The 14,236-nt window shown below is 57.5% G+C and carries 15 protein-coding genes; all 15 read left to right on the forward strand.

The annotated features are described in order from the left end of the window. The first annotated feature begins 5 nt into the window (after positions 1–5). On the forward strand, positions 6–2,294 hold the full coding sequence (nosZ, locus tag WCG50_RS04485; RefSeq protein WP_336898371.1) for a Sec-dependent nitrous-oxide reductase: 2,289 nt from the start codon (positions 6–8) through the stop codon (positions 2,292–2,294). Positions 2,295–2,369: 75 nt separating this feature from the next. Beyond that, entirely contained in the window at positions 2,370–2,699 is a 330-nt protein-coding gene (locus WCG50_RS04490; protein WP_336898372.1) for a c-type cytochrome, read from the forward strand. 37 nt (positions 2,700–2,736) lie between these two features. Next, positions 2,737–3,486 carry a c-type cytochrome gene (locus WCG50_RS04495; RefSeq protein ID WP_336898373.1) on the forward strand — a complete coding sequence of 250 codons (750 nt, stop codon included), beginning with the start codon at positions 2,737–2,739 and terminating at the stop codon, positions 3,484–3,486. A gap of 2 nt (positions 3,487–3,488) precedes the next feature. After that, positions 3,489–4,472, forward strand: coding sequence for a hypothetical protein (locus tag WCG50_RS04500; RefSeq protein ID WP_336898374.1), 984 nt, complete (start codon positions 3,489–3,491; stop codon positions 4,470–4,472). Positions 4,473–4,477: 5 nt separating this feature from the next. Beyond that, complete coding sequence (nosD, locus tag WCG50_RS04505; protein WP_336898375.1) at positions 4,478–5,854, forward strand: nitrous oxide reductase family maturation protein NosD; 1,377 nt, start codon at positions 4,478–4,480, stop codon at positions 5,852–5,854. Then, entirely contained in the window at positions 5,851–6,705 is an 855-nt protein-coding gene (locus WCG50_RS04510; RefSeq protein ID WP_336898376.1) for a 4Fe-4S dicluster domain-containing protein, read from the forward strand. Before nosD (WCG50_RS04505) ends, WCG50_RS04510 begins: the two co-directional genes overlap by 4 nt. Further along, positions 6,702–7,691 carry a NapH/MauN family ferredoxin-type protein gene (locus WCG50_RS04515; RefSeq protein WP_336898377.1) on the forward strand — a complete coding sequence of 330 codons (990 nt, stop codon included), beginning with the start codon at positions 6,702–6,704 and terminating at the stop codon, positions 7,689–7,691. Before WCG50_RS04510 ends, WCG50_RS04515 begins: the two co-directional genes overlap by 4 nt. Positions 7,692–7,742: 51 nt before the next feature. Continuing rightward, positions 7,743–8,603, forward strand: a complete 861-nt coding sequence (locus WCG50_RS04520; protein ID WP_336898378.1) for an ABC transporter ATP-binding protein — start codon at positions 7,743–7,745, stop codon at positions 8,601–8,603. Next, positions 8,600–9,106 (forward strand): nitrous oxide reductase accessory protein NosL, encoded by a 507-nt coding sequence (locus tag WCG50_RS04525; RefSeq protein WP_336898379.1) that lies wholly within the window; start codon positions 8,600–8,602, stop codon positions 9,104–9,106. Before WCG50_RS04520 ends, WCG50_RS04525 begins: the two co-directional genes overlap by 4 nt. A gap of 13 nt (positions 9,107–9,119) precedes the next feature. Continuing rightward, positions 9,120–9,947: an ABC transporter permease subunit gene (locus tag WCG50_RS04530; RefSeq protein WP_336898380.1), complete on the forward strand. Its 828-nt coding sequence runs from the start codon at positions 9,120–9,122 to the stop codon at positions 9,945–9,947. Continuing rightward, on the forward strand, positions 9,947–10,489 hold the full coding sequence (locus tag WCG50_RS04535) for a TlpA disulfide reductase family protein (RefSeq protein WP_336898381.1): 543 nt from the start codon (positions 9,947–9,949) through the stop codon (positions 10,487–10,489). The genes WCG50_RS04530 and WCG50_RS04535 overlap by 1 nt, the downstream gene beginning before the upstream one ends. A 4-nt stretch (positions 10,490–10,493) precedes the next feature. Next, positions 10,494–11,231: a class I SAM-dependent methyltransferase gene (locus WCG50_RS04540; protein WP_336898382.1), complete on the forward strand. Its 738-nt coding sequence runs from the start codon at positions 10,494–10,496 to the stop codon at positions 11,229–11,231. A 16-nt stretch (positions 11,232–11,247) separates the two neighbouring features. Continuing rightward, positions 11,248–12,135, forward strand: a complete 888-nt coding sequence (locus WCG50_RS04545; protein ID WP_336898383.1) for a 1,4-dihydroxy-2-naphthoate polyprenyltransferase — start codon at positions 11,248–11,250, stop codon at positions 12,133–12,135. Beyond that, a complete protein-coding gene (locus tag WCG50_RS04550; protein WP_336898384.1) occupies positions 12,132–13,022 on the forward strand; it encodes a bile acid:sodium symporter family protein in 891 nt (296 codons plus the stop codon). Before WCG50_RS04545 ends, WCG50_RS04550 begins: the two co-directional genes overlap by 4 nt. Beyond that, the gene (nosD, locus tag WCG50_RS04555; RefSeq protein WP_336898385.1) at positions 13,022–14,233 is read left to right on the forward strand and encodes a nitrous oxide reductase family maturation protein NosD; all 1,212 of its coding nucleotides are present in this window, start codon (positions 13,022–13,024) and stop codon (positions 14,231–14,233) included. Before WCG50_RS04550 ends, nosD (WCG50_RS04555) begins: the two co-directional genes overlap by 1 nt. Positions 14,234–14,236: the final 3 nt, after the last annotated feature.

Raw genomic sequence — 14,236 nt, forward strand, 5'->3', positions numbered from 1 at the left:
TACGAATGAAGAGATTAAGCAAACTGGCTGTTGCGCTGATGGCTGCGGGCATGGGCCTGGCCACTTCAGCGGCATGGTCGGCTGATTCGTTGCAAGACGTCATGAAAGAACGCGGACTGAGCCAGCAAGATTTGCTGGCGGCCGCCAAGACCTACGTGCCAACCGGCAAGCGCGACGAATTTGTCGCCTTCAGCTCGGGCGGTCAATCAGGCCAAGTGATTGTTTATGCCATTCCTTCAATGCGCATTTTGAAGTACATCGGCGTGTTCACACCAGAACCATGGCAAGGCTATGGCTTTGATGAGAGCTCCAAGAAAGTGCTCGCACAAGGCCGCATTGACGGCAAAGACATTACTTGGGGCGACACACACCACCCCGCCATGTCGGAAACCAATGGCGAATACGACGGTCAGTTCGTTTTCATCAACGACAAGGCCAACCCCCGCATTGCCGTGATTGACTTGCGCGACTTCGAAACCAAACAAATCGTGGTTAATCCGATTTTCAAATCGGAACACGGCGGCGCTTTCGTCACCACCAACACAGAATACGTGATCGAAGCGGCCCAGTACGCTACGCCACTGGAAAACAAGAAGTTCTACCCTCTGGAAGAATTCAACGAGAAATACCGCGGCGGTATCACTTACTGGAAGTTTGACCGCAAGGAAGGCCGTATCCAACCCGAGAAATCATTCTCGCTGGAACTCCCTCCTTACTCACAGGATTTGTCTGATGCCGGTAAAGGCGCGTCTGAAGGCTGGTCGTTCACCAACTCGTTCTGCTCAGAGCGTTATGTCGGTGGTATCGAAAAAGGTCGCCCTCCTTATGAGGCAGGCTGCTCTGCCAAAGACACCGATTACATGCACGTGATCAACTGGAAAAAGGCGGCAGAACTCGTCGCTGCCGGCAAGGGCAAGAAGATCAACGGTCACAATGTGCTGATGATGGAAACTGCCATCAAGGAAGGCATCCTGTTCCTGATTCCTGAGCCAAAATCTCCTCACGGCGTTGACGTGACACCGGACGGCACCAAGATCATCGTGGCCGGCAAACTTGACACCCATGTGTCGGTTTACAGCTTCGAGAAAATCCAGGCCGCCATCAAAGCTGGCAAGTTTGAGTCCAAAGATCCGTACGGCATTCCTGTGATCGCCATGAAAGACGTGCTTCACACGCAAGTGTCATTGGGTCTTGGCCCATTGCACACCCAGTACGACAGCAAGAACTGTATTGCCTACACATCGTTGTATGTGGACTCGCAAGTAGCCAAGTGGAACTACTGCGAAGGCAAAGTGCTTGACAAGCTGAGCGTGCACTACAACATTGGTCACCTGATGACCATGGAAGGTGACTCCACCAAACCAAAGGGCAAGTACCTGGTTGCCTTGAACAAGTTGGCGATTGACCGCTTTGTGCCCGTGGGCCCATTGCACCCTCAAAATCACCAACTGATTGACATCAGTGGCGACAAGATGCAGTTGTTGTATGACATGCCCGTACCCTTGGGTGAGCCTCATTATGTGGTTGCCATTGAAGCCAAGAAACTGAAACCCGCTGTGCGCTACAAAGTCGGCACTGACAGCCGTACTGACCAGCCACATCCTGGTGCAGCCAAGGCCGGTGAGGAACGTGTTGTGAAGAAGGGCAACAAGGTCGAAGTGTTCGGCACCCTGATCCGTTCGCACATCACACCTGAAACCATTGAAGTTGAAGTTGGCGACGATGTCACGATCAACCTGACCAACCTTGAGCGCGCTCAGGACGAGACCCACGGATTCACGGTAAGCACCTTCAATGTGCATGCTTCGGTTGAGCCAGGTAAAACCGTTGCTGTGAAGTTCAAGGCTGACAAGGAAGGCGTCTACCCTTACTACTGCACTGAATTCTGCTCGGCACTTCACCTTGAAATGCAAGGCTACTTGCTGGTCAAGCCAAAGGGCTGGAAAGCCACCAAGGCTACATTGGCAGCTCAGAACTACACCGAAGCCGACTACAAGGCAACTGTGAAGAAAGTGGCTGACACCCAAGCCATCATCGACTCCGTGGTGGCGTATATCACCAGCGTGAACTACAAAGACTTCCCTGAAGTCGTGGCCATGGTGGAAGATGCGTTTGACCAATTGGGCAAGACCAAGGACATCAAGATCAAGCACGAAGCCGCTGCAGCCAAGAAAGACTGGGAAAACGCCAACCTATGGGCTGAACAAGTCTGGCAATACCAAGTTAAAACTGCTGACCTCGGTCTGCGGGCCAAGACTTTCCTTGAGCAAAACGGTGCCAAGAAAGTCAAATAATTTAGTGTAATTAACCCTAAAGCCGGGGAGTCGACTTGTTCGGCTCCCCGTCCTTATTTGGAAAATTGAAAAACCATGAAGACAAAATTGTTTCTTATCGCAGCCCTCACCACCCTTGCCTCCAATATGGTTTGGGCTGATGGTGCTGCACTGTACGCAGAAAAGACTTGCGTTGCTTGCCACGGCAAAGAGGGTAAGAAGCCGATGCTTCCGACATTTCCCAAACTTGCTGGACAAAACGCCGCCTACATAGCACAACAAATGCTCGATATCAGAAGCGGTGCTCGCAGCAACAGCAGCAGCGCAGCCATGAAAGGCGTCATGGTCAACCCTGAAGGTGATCTACTGGTATCAGATGCTGACATCAAAGAGCTGGCAGCCTACCTCTCCAAGCTGAAGCCTTAACGTTTAACCAAACATATATATATCTGGAGTCGTTAACATGAAAAAAATTATTGCACTGACCCTGGCACTGGCCTTCGCACCCGCGATCAGTTTTGCCGGTGGCCCACCTCCTGCAACTCAAGCAGGTATTGAGTCCAAGGACTACAAATGGAATGCCCAGGAAGGTGAAAAAATTGAAGCCCTCACGCTCAAAGGCAACGTCAAGGCCGGCAAAGAGGGCTACGAAGTCTGCGGCGCCTGCCACCTGCCTTCCGGCGCGGGTCGCTCCGATGGCACCTTCCCGCAACTCGCGGGTCAACACACCACCGTGCTGATCAAGCAGATGGCCGACATTCGCGCCGGTCTGCGTGACAACCCGACGATGTACCCGTTTGCCAAGGAATTGACTGACGCCCAGGAACTCGCCAACGTCTCGGCCTACATCGAGAGCCTGTGCATTCCTATTGACCATGGCAAGTATGAAGGTGCCGATGCCGTCAAGCAGGTGGCCGATGGGAAAGCCATGTACGAAAAAGAATGTATTGAATGCCACAAAGCCAACGGCGAAGGCGTCAAGGACAAGTTCTACCCCGTGCTGGCTGGTCAACACTACAAGTACCTGCTGCGCCAGATGACCGACATTCGTGACGGCAAACGCCGCAATGCCAACCCTGACATGGTGAAGATCATCAAGAAATACGACAACGCTCAACTCGTTGCCATTTCAGCTTACCAGTCCAGCCTGAGCATGCCCGGTTCAACCTGCAAGGCCGGTCCTGCAGCCAAAGCTACTAAAAAGAAATCCTGAATATGAAAGCGCAGACCCAACAGAATCGATGGATCACGGTACTCACCATGGTCGCCATGGCGGCCATGATTGCGGCCTTTTTCGCCCCGATATGGTGGGTCTCGCTCACCGCGCCCAACTACCCCAAAGATGCGTTCCCGGATGGCATCCGCATCCATTTCCATTTTGATGGTGTGCAAAACGGCTGCAGTGCGGTGGGCAACAACACACGCATGGGTTCCGAGACCATGCAAGCTGACATGGGCCCGGATTCTGAGCGCTACAACCCGATTCTGGACGCCAAGAAGGACGTTAACAAAGACGCTGCCGGCTTGGATTGCGTGCATGAGATGAACACGATCAACCACTATGTGGGCATGTTTCCGATCTCCACGGGTGCGCCGGTCGAGAAACCCTTGGCCAAGTTCTTCTTCGGCTTCTTTACCGTGATGTTGCTGGGCTTCGTCGCACCCAAAGGCAAACGTCGATTGATGGTGCTGTCGGGTGGCTTCACGGCGGTGGCTGCCTGGGTACTGGTGGATCAGTTTGTCATGGACCATCTGGCCACCCATGTCAAAAGCTACATGACCGATGCCGCTACTTTTTTTAATGAACCCGCCCGTATTCAGGTTTGGGGTGACAACGTCACTTTATTCAGCAAAGTCGCCATCGGCGGCTTGATCGCCGCGATGGCCGTGGTGGTGGCCGCTGTCGCCAAGTTCCCCAAATTCTCCCTGATGCTCGCCCTGGTTCCCGGCTTGCTGCCGGTCTACTTCGTGATCGAATACGCGGGTTGGCTCTGGTTCTTTGGCCACAACATGCACCCCTGGGGCGCGTTCACGGTCAAGCCCTTTATGCCCACGGTGTTTGGTGAAGGCAAGGTAGCGCAGTTTTCGACCTACTCCTATCCCTATTGGGGCTATGGCTTGTTGGTCGTGACTTTTGCTTGCCTGATGTTGGCCCTGCTGTTGCGCCGCCGCCAGATGCGTGAAGGCACTGAACTCTAACGCCTATGAAAAACAAACGCTGGGTCTCGCTGTTACCGTCCTTGCTGCTGGTGTCGTCGCTGTTGCTGGCGCGTACCACCGAGCCCGACAACGAGCCAGGCAAGCAGCGGCTACCGGGTGCCACTGCGGACATGTCAACGGCGCCTCGCGTCAACGTTGACCGACCGAAACCCTTCTTTGCCCTGTCTGAGCGCCACGCACGCGTTCATGGTTTGGCGCCTTTCCAGGCCTTGGTAGATGCGGCGCCAGCCGGTTCGGTTTTGCGCCCACCACCCGGCAACTACGCCGGGCCGGTTGAACTGACCAAGCCATTGACCATTGAAGGCGCCGGGAAGGTCACCATTGATGCTGGCGACAAGGGCACGGTCATTTCATTGCAAACCGATGGTGTCACGCTACGTGGCTTGCACCTGACGGGCTCAGGTGATTCACACGACACCGACGATTCGTGTCTGGATGTACGGGGGCACCGCAACACCATTGAGAACCTCGTTATCGACAACTGCCTGAATGGCATTGACCTCAAGCAAGCCAACGACAACCTCATCAAGAACAACAAGGTCAAATCCAAACCGTTCTCACTGGGTTTGCGCGGTGACGGACTTCGCCTGTGGTACAGCCACCGAAACCTGATTGAGGGTAATGAAGTTACCGACTCCCGTGACATGGTCGCCTGGTATTCCAATGACAACGTTTATCGCCACAACCTGGGCATGCGCAGTCGTTACTCCATCCATTTCATGTTTGCCAAAAACAACCTGGTGGAGGACAACCGTTTCATCGACAACGCGGTGGGCATTTATTTCATGTATGGCGATGGCGGAACCGTGCGACATAACCTGATCTCGCATGCCACCGGCGCCACCGGCATGGCCATTGGCTTCAAGGAAGCCAGCAATATTCTGATAGACAACAACGAAATTGTTTACTGCGCCATAGGCATTGGCTCTGACATGTCACCATTCGAGCCTGACAGCAAAATATGGGTCAAAAACAACCGTTTTGCTTTTAATGGCATTGCCATACAGCTCTTGAGTGAACTGGGCGGCAACATCATGACCGACAACATTTTTGAAGGCAACCTGACCAATGCAGTGCAGGCGGGCCGAGGCAATACGGGGTTGAATGAATGGCGGGGCAATTACTGGGACGACTACCAGGGTTTTGACCGCAACCATGATGGCATGGGCGACACCCCCTACGAGTTGTATTCTTATGCTGATCAAATCTGGATCGAGTTGCCCGCTGCGCGTTTTTTCAAAACCGCACTGGTGCTCGAACTGCTTGATTTTCTGGAGCGACTGGCACCCTTCTCTACGCCAGAACTGACGCTTAAGGACACACAACCGCGCTTCATCAAACCCCAAGGAGTCAAGGGATGACTGATACCGCACCGGATGAAAAACCGCCTGCCAAACCCAAGACCAAATCGCGTTTGACGCGTCAGGACCGCCGCCGCTGGTTACGCACGGCGCTGCTCGCTGGCGGTGTGCTCGGTGCGGCGCTTTCGGGTTACTTGCCGCTGGCCTATGCCCAACGAAAACGCCTGCGCCCCCCCGGTGCGCTGGATGAAAAAGACCTGCTCGGCTCGTGCATCAAGTGCGGCCAGTGCGTGCAAGTGTGCCCGGTGCAAGCCATCAAGCTGGCCGATCTGGTGGATGGCTTTGGTGTGGGCGTGCCTTACATCGACCCGCGCCAGCAGGCTTGTGACTTTTCATGCGATGCAGTTCAGTGCATTCTGGCCTGCCCTACCGGCTCGCTGGCCTACGAAAAACCAGGATTTTTACTGGTGCGTGCGGGTGCCGCTCTAGCAGCCAAACCCATCCTTAAGGCCAAGGAAAAAGACCCGGAACCTACGCTCAACTTGAAAGAACGCATGGGTGTTGCACGCCTGTCACGACCCGAAGCCTGTCTTGCCTCGCAAGGCAAGGGGTTTAAGGGCCAGGCGCAGGGTGCAGACTTCAAGGGGCGCATGCGTTACATGGACGTCAATCGCTGGAAACCCATCAAGGTGGCAGACCATCCTTACGATGTCAAGGAATGCAATCTTTGCGTGAGTGAGTGCCCGGTGGGTGGTGCTATTTCTATTGAAACATTGACCACATCGGAAGGCAAAATCCGACGTCAACCGGTGGTGCATGAACCCTGCGTAGGTTGTGGTGTGTGCGAGATGGTTTGCCCGACGGAACAAGCCTGCATCGTGATCGAATCCCGGGAGGTCTGGAAGCTATGAACGACGAGAAAGCAGTCAAGCGGCAGCGCTTTTTTGATCAAATCGCGATCATGTTCGGGCGCGAACCCAAACGCCCCACGGCGATCACCGAGCGGGCGCAAAAGGTGCATGAACTCAAACGCATGGCCAACAAGGTCGAGGTGCGCGCCGCCATCATGGCAGCACACGAGAAACCGCATGGCCACACCTGGCGCAACCGGCGCTGGGCGGTGTTGGTGGCGGCCAACTTGTTGTTTGCCGTGTCGTTCGGCTTTGACATCCAGATTCTGGAAGGTGCCCTCACCGCATCGCGCTTTATCGGTTTTCACATGATCGACCTGAACTCAGCGTTGCAGGTCATGCTGGCACACAAGCACATCATCGTGAATCTGGTGATTGGCACCCTCACCATCATGGCGCTCTGGATGCTGCTGGGCGGGCGCACCTTTTGTTCCTGGGTTTGCCCCTACCACTTGCTGGCCGAATGGGCCGAGAAGTTGCACCTCTGGATGGCAAGCAAAAAACTGGTGTCTGACCAAGCCATGAGTCGTGGTTTACGCACCTACTTCTGGGTCGTATTTGCGTTGGCAGCCCTAAGTACGGGCTATACCGTTTTTGAGGCCATTTCACCCACCGGTATTTTGTCACGCGCACTGATCTACGGCCCGGGTCTCGCCTTGCTGTGGGTGTTTGCGCTGCTCTTGTTTGAAGTCGCCATCTCGCGGCGCGCCTGGTGCCGCTACGCCTGTCCGATCGGGTTGACCTATGGTGTTGTCGGCATCTTGTCGCCAGTGCGCATCAAGTACACGCTGGATGGCTGCTTTCACGAAGGCGATTGCAAAAAAGTGTGTCTTGTACCGCACGTGCTGGAGACCGTGATCAAAGGCCGCGCTGTGGACACCGAAGTGTCGCTCGGGCCTGACTGCACACGCTGCGGTCTGTGCGTTGACGTCTGCCCAACAGGGTCGCTTAATTTCGACATCAAAGGCCTTTCCAAATTACTATGATCGGGTGGCTCGACCGGGCCACTCAGGTATTTTTACGCTCAGGCGAACACAGTGATCAAATTTAACCAAGTCAGTAAATCTTTTCGACGCGCCCGCATTCTTGACGGCATCGAACTACAAGTCGGCCTCGGCGAACGGGTGGCCTTGATTGGCTCCAACGGCGCGGGTAAAACCACGCTGATCCGCTGCCTGCTGGGCGAATACACGCACGATGGCGAAGTGCTCATTCAGGGCCGTAACCCACGTCTTGAGCGCACGCAAGTGCTGGGCCTGATTGGCTTTGTACCGCAACTGCCACCCCCGCTCAAGATGCCCGTAGGACAGTTGATTAACTTCTCGGCGGCGCTGTGCAACACCGAACCCCAACGCATGCTAGACATCGCCATCCGGTTGGGGTTGGAGGTCGACAGCATCCTGGCGCGGCCCTTCAACAAACTATCGGGCGGCATGAAGCAAAAGCTGCTGATCGCCATTGCCCTGGGCCGAGACGCCAAGGTGCTGGTCATGGACGAGCCCGCCGCCAACCTTGACCCGCAAGCACGCAAGATTTTCTTTGAGTTGCTGGCAGAGCGTGCCGAGAACGCCACCATGCTGATCTCCAGCCACCGCATCAACGAAGTCTCGGCCCTGGTCAACCGCGTGGTGGAACTCGACATGGGCAAGGTGGTGCTCGATGAGAGCATTGCCGAAGACGTGTCGCTGACCGGCATGCTGACCGGACGCGTCGTTTCCCGGAATCCGGAGCCCGCCCTGGCCAAGGCGCTGGCGCTGTGGAACTTTCGCACGCTGGACGACGCCGGTACCGAGTGGGTCGGCGAGATTCCCGGCCCTGACCGCCTGCGCTTCCTGGGCATGGTGTCGCGCTACGTGGCGGTCGTCAGCCATGTCTCGCTGACCGAGATCAATCCATGAGGCGACGCGACCTGCTGGCCCATGGTTTCTTGTTGACGCCGCTGGCAACCTTGCTGACTGCTTGCGGCGACGAAGGCCACTGGCCTGAAGGCATGGTCCCCTTCAAGTGGGACCGCGACAACTGCACCCGCTGCAAGATGAGCATTTCGGATCACCGCTTTGCCGTGCAGCTTCGCGGTGGGCCCAAAAATATGGCTTTCAAGTTTGACGACATCGGCTGCGCCACCACTTGGCGCGCCGAAAAACTCAAAGAATTTCCCTGGATGACAGAGGCGGCTACCCGCTTCTGGGTCGCCGACTTTGACAGTCAAGGCGAGAAGTGGCTGGATGCGCGCAGCGCCTACTACCTCGCAGGAAAAACCTCGCCCATGGGCTACAACTACGCGGCCTTTGCACAAGCACAGACAGGCACCGTTGCTTTCGAGGCGATGTGCCAAAAAACTTCCGGCATGTGGCCGGCCGACTGCCAGCCGGGCGCCCGCCCCGCTGACCTCCCCAAATAACAAGATACGTCTCATGAAACAACTCTGGCTCACCGCCAAACTCGATATCGTTGAATCCCTGCGTGCGCGCTGGTTCCTGATCTACACCCTGGTCTTTGGTGGCATCGTGGCGCTGCTGTTTTTATTCGGCCTGACCGAATCGCGCGTGCTGGGCTTCATTGGCCTGTCACGCTTGCTCGTCACCTACATCCAGTTGACCATGGCGATCCTGCCCATTTTTGTTTTGATTACTACTGTGCGCTCTGTGGCGGGCGACCGCGAAGCCGGTGTCTATGAGTACTTGCTGTCCTTGCCGGTGTCATTGGCGGCCTGGTTCTGGGGCAAAATTTTGGGGCGCTACATCGTCATTTTCTTGCCTGTGTTTGGCGCCATGGTGCTGGCCGTGTTGATTGCGTTGATTCAGGGCATTGAGGTGCCTTGGGGCATTTTTGGTTACTACACCGCACTGCTGGCGGTGATGGCGGCCTGCTTTCTCGGCATTGGCATGCTGATCTCATCGCTGGCGCGCACCACCGACATGGCGCAGGGTGCCGCTTTTCTGGTCTGGCTCACGTTCCTGCTGTTCCTGGACCTGATCTTGCTGGGCGTGATGATTCAAGGCAAGATCTCGCCGGAGTTGGCCGTCACGCTGGCACTGGCCAACCCGCTGCAGGTGTTTCGCACTGCCGCGCTGGCCATGTTCGACCCGCAACTGATCGTGCTCGGCCCCTCGGCCTACGTGATCCTGGATCTGTTTGGCGCTTTGGGTTACAAGATTTTTGCGCTGGTCTACCCGCTGGTGCTGGGCATTGGTGCGGCCTTCACCGGGTTCCTGCTGTTTCGCCGCGGAGACCTTCCCTGATGCAAAACGCTTGGGGCGCTGGCCTGTTGGCGCTGGGTCTGGTGTGCGCCAGCACACTCACGCTCGCGCAAGACCAGCCCAACGTTCAAGGTGGCTTAACAATCGAAGCACCGGGTCACATCAACCCCGCCGACCTTTTTGCGGCCACGCTGTACGACCTGGACAACCAGCCCGTCCCCTTCAAAAGCCACCGTGGTCGGCCCATGATTCTCAATTTCTGGGCCCGCTGGTGTCCCCCTTGCCGGGTAGAAATTCCGGAACTGGTCTCCCTGCAGTTGCGAAAAACCGGTGTCGAGGTCATCGGCATGAACATCGAAACCAACCCGGAACCGGTGCGGGATTTTGGCCGTGCCTACGACATCAACTACCCGGTTTTCCTGACCCGTTCGCCCGGCATAGACCTGATGCGCTCGCTGGGTAACGTCCAGGCGGGCCTGCCCTTTACCGTGGTGTTGAACAAACAAGGCGCGGTGGTGGCCAGCCGAATGGGCGCCATGACGCGCAGCCAACTCGACGCGGCCGTTGAACTCGCCCTGAAATAGACCCATGCAGAACGACGCCTCTATCGACCAGAGCTTCGGCAATCAATCCGTCAGCAGCGATGAACGCCGAGCCCGCATTCGACTGGTTTTCGATGCCGTGGCGCCGCGCTATGACCTGATGAATGACCTGATGAGTATGGGCATTCACCGCCTCTGGAAACGCAAATTGGCCAAGCGCATGGCGGGCGTGCTCGGTCGGGTGGTGGATTTGGCCGGCGGCACGGGCGATGTAGCGCGCTTGCTGTTAGGCCAGGGTCGGGAAGTCACCGTCTGCGACCCTTGTCTGGCCATGATGCAGGTCGGGCGCCAGCGCCCCGGCAGCGAGGGTTTGGCGTGGCTCACCGGTGAAGCTGAAAACCTGCCGCTGCCGGACGCCAGCGTGGACTTGCTCACGGTCTCGTTCGGGCTGCGCAATGCCACCCATTTATCAACGGCCCTGGCGGAAGTTGTGCGCGTTCTCAAACCCGGTGGGCGCTTTGTCTGCCTGGAATTTTCTAGACCGGCCCGCTGGCTGGCCCCGTTTTATGACTTGTATTCTTTCTTTGTCATTCCCCGCCTCGGTGCGGCGGTGGCGGGTGAGCCGCAGGCATACCAGTACCTGATCGAGTCGATCCGGCTCTTTCCGGATCAAACTGGTTTTGCCACACTGATGCAACAAGCCGGCTTGACGGAGGTGCATTGGGAAAACGTGTCGTTTGGCATTGCCTGCCTGCATTTTGGAACGCGACCCCATGCCGTTTGAATCTCACTCCGCGTCCATGAACCTTTCCATCTCCGGGCGGCGAGTCTGGTGGACCGCCATTCGTCCACGCACCCTGAGCATTGCGGTGGCTCCGGTGCTGCTCGGCACCGCGCTGGCCTGGGCGGATGGCAGCGTGCGGCATTGGCCCGCACTGCTGGCTGCGCTGGCTTGCGCGCTGCTGATCCAGATCGGCACCAACTTGCATAACGATGTGATTGATTTTGAGCGCGGCAACGACTGCCCCGACCGCGTGGGCCCGCTGCGCGTGACCGCTGCCGGCTGGGTCAGCGCCAGCACCATGCACCGCGCCACGGCGTGGAGCTACGGCTTGGCGGTGGTCATTGGTTGCTACCTGGTGAATCTGGGCGGCTGGCCGATCTTGCTGGCCGGCGTGTCGTCCTTGCTGGCGGGCTGGTCTTACTCAGGCGGATCGCGCCCGGTGTCGCACACGGCCTTGGGCGAGTTGTTTGTGCTGGTATTTTTTGGCTTGGTCGCGGTCTCGGGCAGCCATTGGTTGCAAAGTGGTGCGCCATCGCTCAACGCTTTGCTGTGCGGGGCCGCGCTCGGCCTGCCCGCCGCGGCCGTGCTGCTTGTCAACAACTACCGCGATCTAGAAGGCGACTTGCGCAGTGGCCGCCGCACATTGGCAGCCCGGTTGGGCCGGCCACTTGCCCGCAGCGCCTACCTCGCCATGATGCTGGCGCCTTATGCCCTGGCGGTGCTGCTGGCGGCGCGGGGTCACCTCGGCGCTTTACTGTCGTTGCTGGCCTTACCGCACAGCGTTCAATTAACGCAACGCCTGCGCCCTGACGCTTCGGCGGCATCGCTAAATGCCTTGCTCGCTGCCACGGCCAAGGTCGGGCTAATTCTGGCGCTGCTGCTGGCGATCGGGGTGTTTTTGTGACCTTGCCCACGGTGTCGCAGTTGTTGCCACTGGCCTTGGCGTTCATCATGCTGTATTTGGGCATGACCCTGCAACTGAACGATTTCAAACGTGTCTTATTGCGTCCTCGCGCCTTGCTGGCAGGGTTGATCGGTCAATTGATCATGGTGCCCTTGTTGGGCTTGGGGGTGGCGTGGTCGCTCCAACTGGACCCGGTGATGGCGGTCGGCTTGATGGTGCTGGCGGCATGCCCCGGCGGCGTCAGCTCGGGACTTTTGACTCACTTGGCGCGCGGTGATGTGGCACTGTCTATCTCGCTCACCGCCGTGACCAGCGTGGCCGCCGTATTGACCTTGCCGCTGGTGGTGGACGCTTCCATGCGCTTATTTATGGCCAGCGGGATGGGCGTCGAATTCCCCTTGGGCAGCATGGTGCGCAGTATCTTTTTACTGACCACCGTGCCCGTGCTCACCGGCATGGCCTTGCGCGCCTGGCAACCGGGTCGGGTCGCGCGCCTTGAAACCCTGGCCGGGCGCCTGGCCACCGCTTTGTTTGTGCTGATCGTCTTCAGTACCTTCTGGGACCAGCGCCAGGTGCTGATGGATTACCTGCCCAGCGTTGGCCCGGCGAGCCTGTTGCTCAATGGCTTGATCCTGACGGGTGCCTGGGTTTTGAGCCGTCAATTCAAACTAAGCGGACGTGACCGCATCGCCGTGGTGACCGAATGCGGCTTGCAAAATTCGGCCTTGGGCATTTTTGTCTGCGTGCAATTGCTGCACTCGCCTGCCATGAGCGTGCCCAGCGTGGTGTACGCCTTGCTGATGAACGGTGGGGCGTTGATTTTTGTTTTGCTGATGCGTGCGCCCTTTGGTGTTCGCGGCTTTAACACGCCCCCAGCCCGCTCTTGATGAAAACACTGGCCGCCATTGCCTTGGGTTGCCTGTGGGCACTGTGGATGCCGCTGGCACTGGCCGCCGCGCAGGCCCTGCAACCCTTGATTGACGCCACCCCCACAGGTGGCACGCTGCAATTGGCGCCGGGTGTTTACACCGGCCCCGCCAGCATCACCCGGACGATGACCCTTGAGGGCTCAGGCCAGGCTGTGATTCAAGGTGATGGTCGCAGCACCGTTTTGAGCGTGAACGCCAACGGCGTGACCTTGCGTGGTCTGCGCGTGCGTGGCAGCGGCGACTCGCACGACCGCATTGACGCCGGAATTTTGCTGCAAGGTGACGAGCACCGGGTCGAAAACAACGACCTCGAAGATGTGCTGTTTGGCATCCACCTCAAGGCATCCAACCGTACTCTGATCAAAGGCAACCGGGTGACGGGCAAGCCCTTTTCAACCGGTTTGCGCGGCGACGCCTTGCGACTTTGGTACAGCCACCACAACCGCATTGAAGACAACCGTTTCACCCAGGGCCGTGACCTGACCCTGATCAACTCGCCCGACAACCAACTGCTGCGCAACCACTTTACCGATGGCCGTTACGGCATGCACTTGATTTTTTCGCCCCGCTTGCTGATTGAAGACAACCGCTTGACCTACACCGGCACCGGCATCGTGGTCCTGTATTCGCCACACATCACGCTGCGACGCAACTTTGTGGCCCACGCGCTGACCGATGGCGGAGGTGGCATCGTGATTCGGGAAAGCGACGACAGCCTGATTGAGAACAACAGCATCCTCCATTGTTCGGTCGGCATGAAGATGGATGCGCCGGTTGAGGGCGGTGGGCAGTTGATCGTTCGCGGCAACCACTTCGCCCACAACATCGTCGGTTTGTTTTTTTATGGTGAGGCGGGTGGGCACCAGTTCACCAACAACCGCTTTGACAGCAACCTGACCACAGTGGCCATCAGCGCCCCCGGCACCGGCAGCGCCAACCGTTGGAGCGACAACCGCTGGGATGAGTACCTGGGGTTCGATCGAAATCATGACCAAATTGGCGACACACCCCACGAAATACTGTTGTACGCTGACAGAATCTGGATGGAAACACCGAAAGCCACTTTTTTCAGGAACACACCGGCCTTTGAATTGCTCGACTTTCTTGAACGACTGGCCCCATTTTCTACACCGCACCGTGTGCTGCAAGACCCACGTCCCCGAATGTGAGCA

Origin of the sequence: Rhodoferax sp. (assembly GCF_037143375.1) — a bacterium.
Taxonomy (GTDB): Bacteria; Pseudomonadota; Gammaproteobacteria; order Burkholderiales; family Burkholderiaceae_C; genus Rhodoferax.

Excerpts from the sequence above, each read along its gene's own strand:
- nosZ (WP_336898371.1), top strand. The coding sequence starts at position 6 with ATGAAGAGATTAAGCAAACTGGCTGTTGCGCTGATGGCTGCGGGCATG.
- WCG50_RS04490 (WP_336898372.1), top strand. The coding sequence starts at position 2,370 with ATGAAGACAAAATTGTTTCTTATCGCAGCCCTCACCACCCTTGCCTCC.
- WCG50_RS04495 (WP_336898373.1), top strand. The coding sequence starts at position 2,737 with ATGAAAAAAATTATTGCACTGACCCTGGCACTGGCCTTCGCACCCGCG.
- WCG50_RS04500 (WP_336898374.1), top strand. The coding sequence starts at position 3,489 with ATGAAAGCGCAGACCCAACAGAATCGATGGATCACGGTACTCACCATG.
- nosD (WP_336898375.1), top strand. The coding sequence starts at position 4,478 with ATGAAAAACAAACGCTGGGTCTCGCTGTTACCGTCCTTGCTGCTGGTG.
- WCG50_RS04510 (WP_336898376.1), top strand. The coding sequence starts at position 5,851 with ATGACTGATACCGCACCGGATGAAAAACCGCCTGCCAAACCCAAGACC.
- WCG50_RS04515 (WP_336898377.1), top strand. The coding sequence starts at position 6,702 with ATGAACGACGAGAAAGCAGTCAAGCGGCAGCGCTTTTTTGATCAAATC.
- WCG50_RS04525 (WP_336898379.1), top strand. The coding sequence starts at position 8,600 with ATGAGGCGACGCGACCTGCTGGCCCATGGTTTCTTGTTGACGCCGCTG.
- WCG50_RS04530 (WP_336898380.1), top strand. The coding sequence starts at position 9,120 with ATGAAACAACTCTGGCTCACCGCCAAACTCGATATCGTTGAATCCCTG.
- WCG50_RS04535 (WP_336898381.1), top strand. The coding sequence starts at position 9,947 with ATGCAAAACGCTTGGGGCGCTGGCCTGTTGGCGCTGGGTCTGGTGTGC.
- WCG50_RS04540 (WP_336898382.1), top strand. The coding sequence starts at position 10,494 with ATGCAGAACGACGCCTCTATCGACCAGAGCTTCGGCAATCAATCCGTC.
- WCG50_RS04545 (WP_336898383.1), top strand. The coding sequence starts at position 11,248 with ATGAACCTTTCCATCTCCGGGCGGCGAGTCTGGTGGACCGCCATTCGT.
- nosD (WP_336898385.1), top strand. The coding sequence starts at position 13,022 with ATGAAAACACTGGCCGCCATTGCCTTGGGTTGCCTGTGGGCACTGTGG.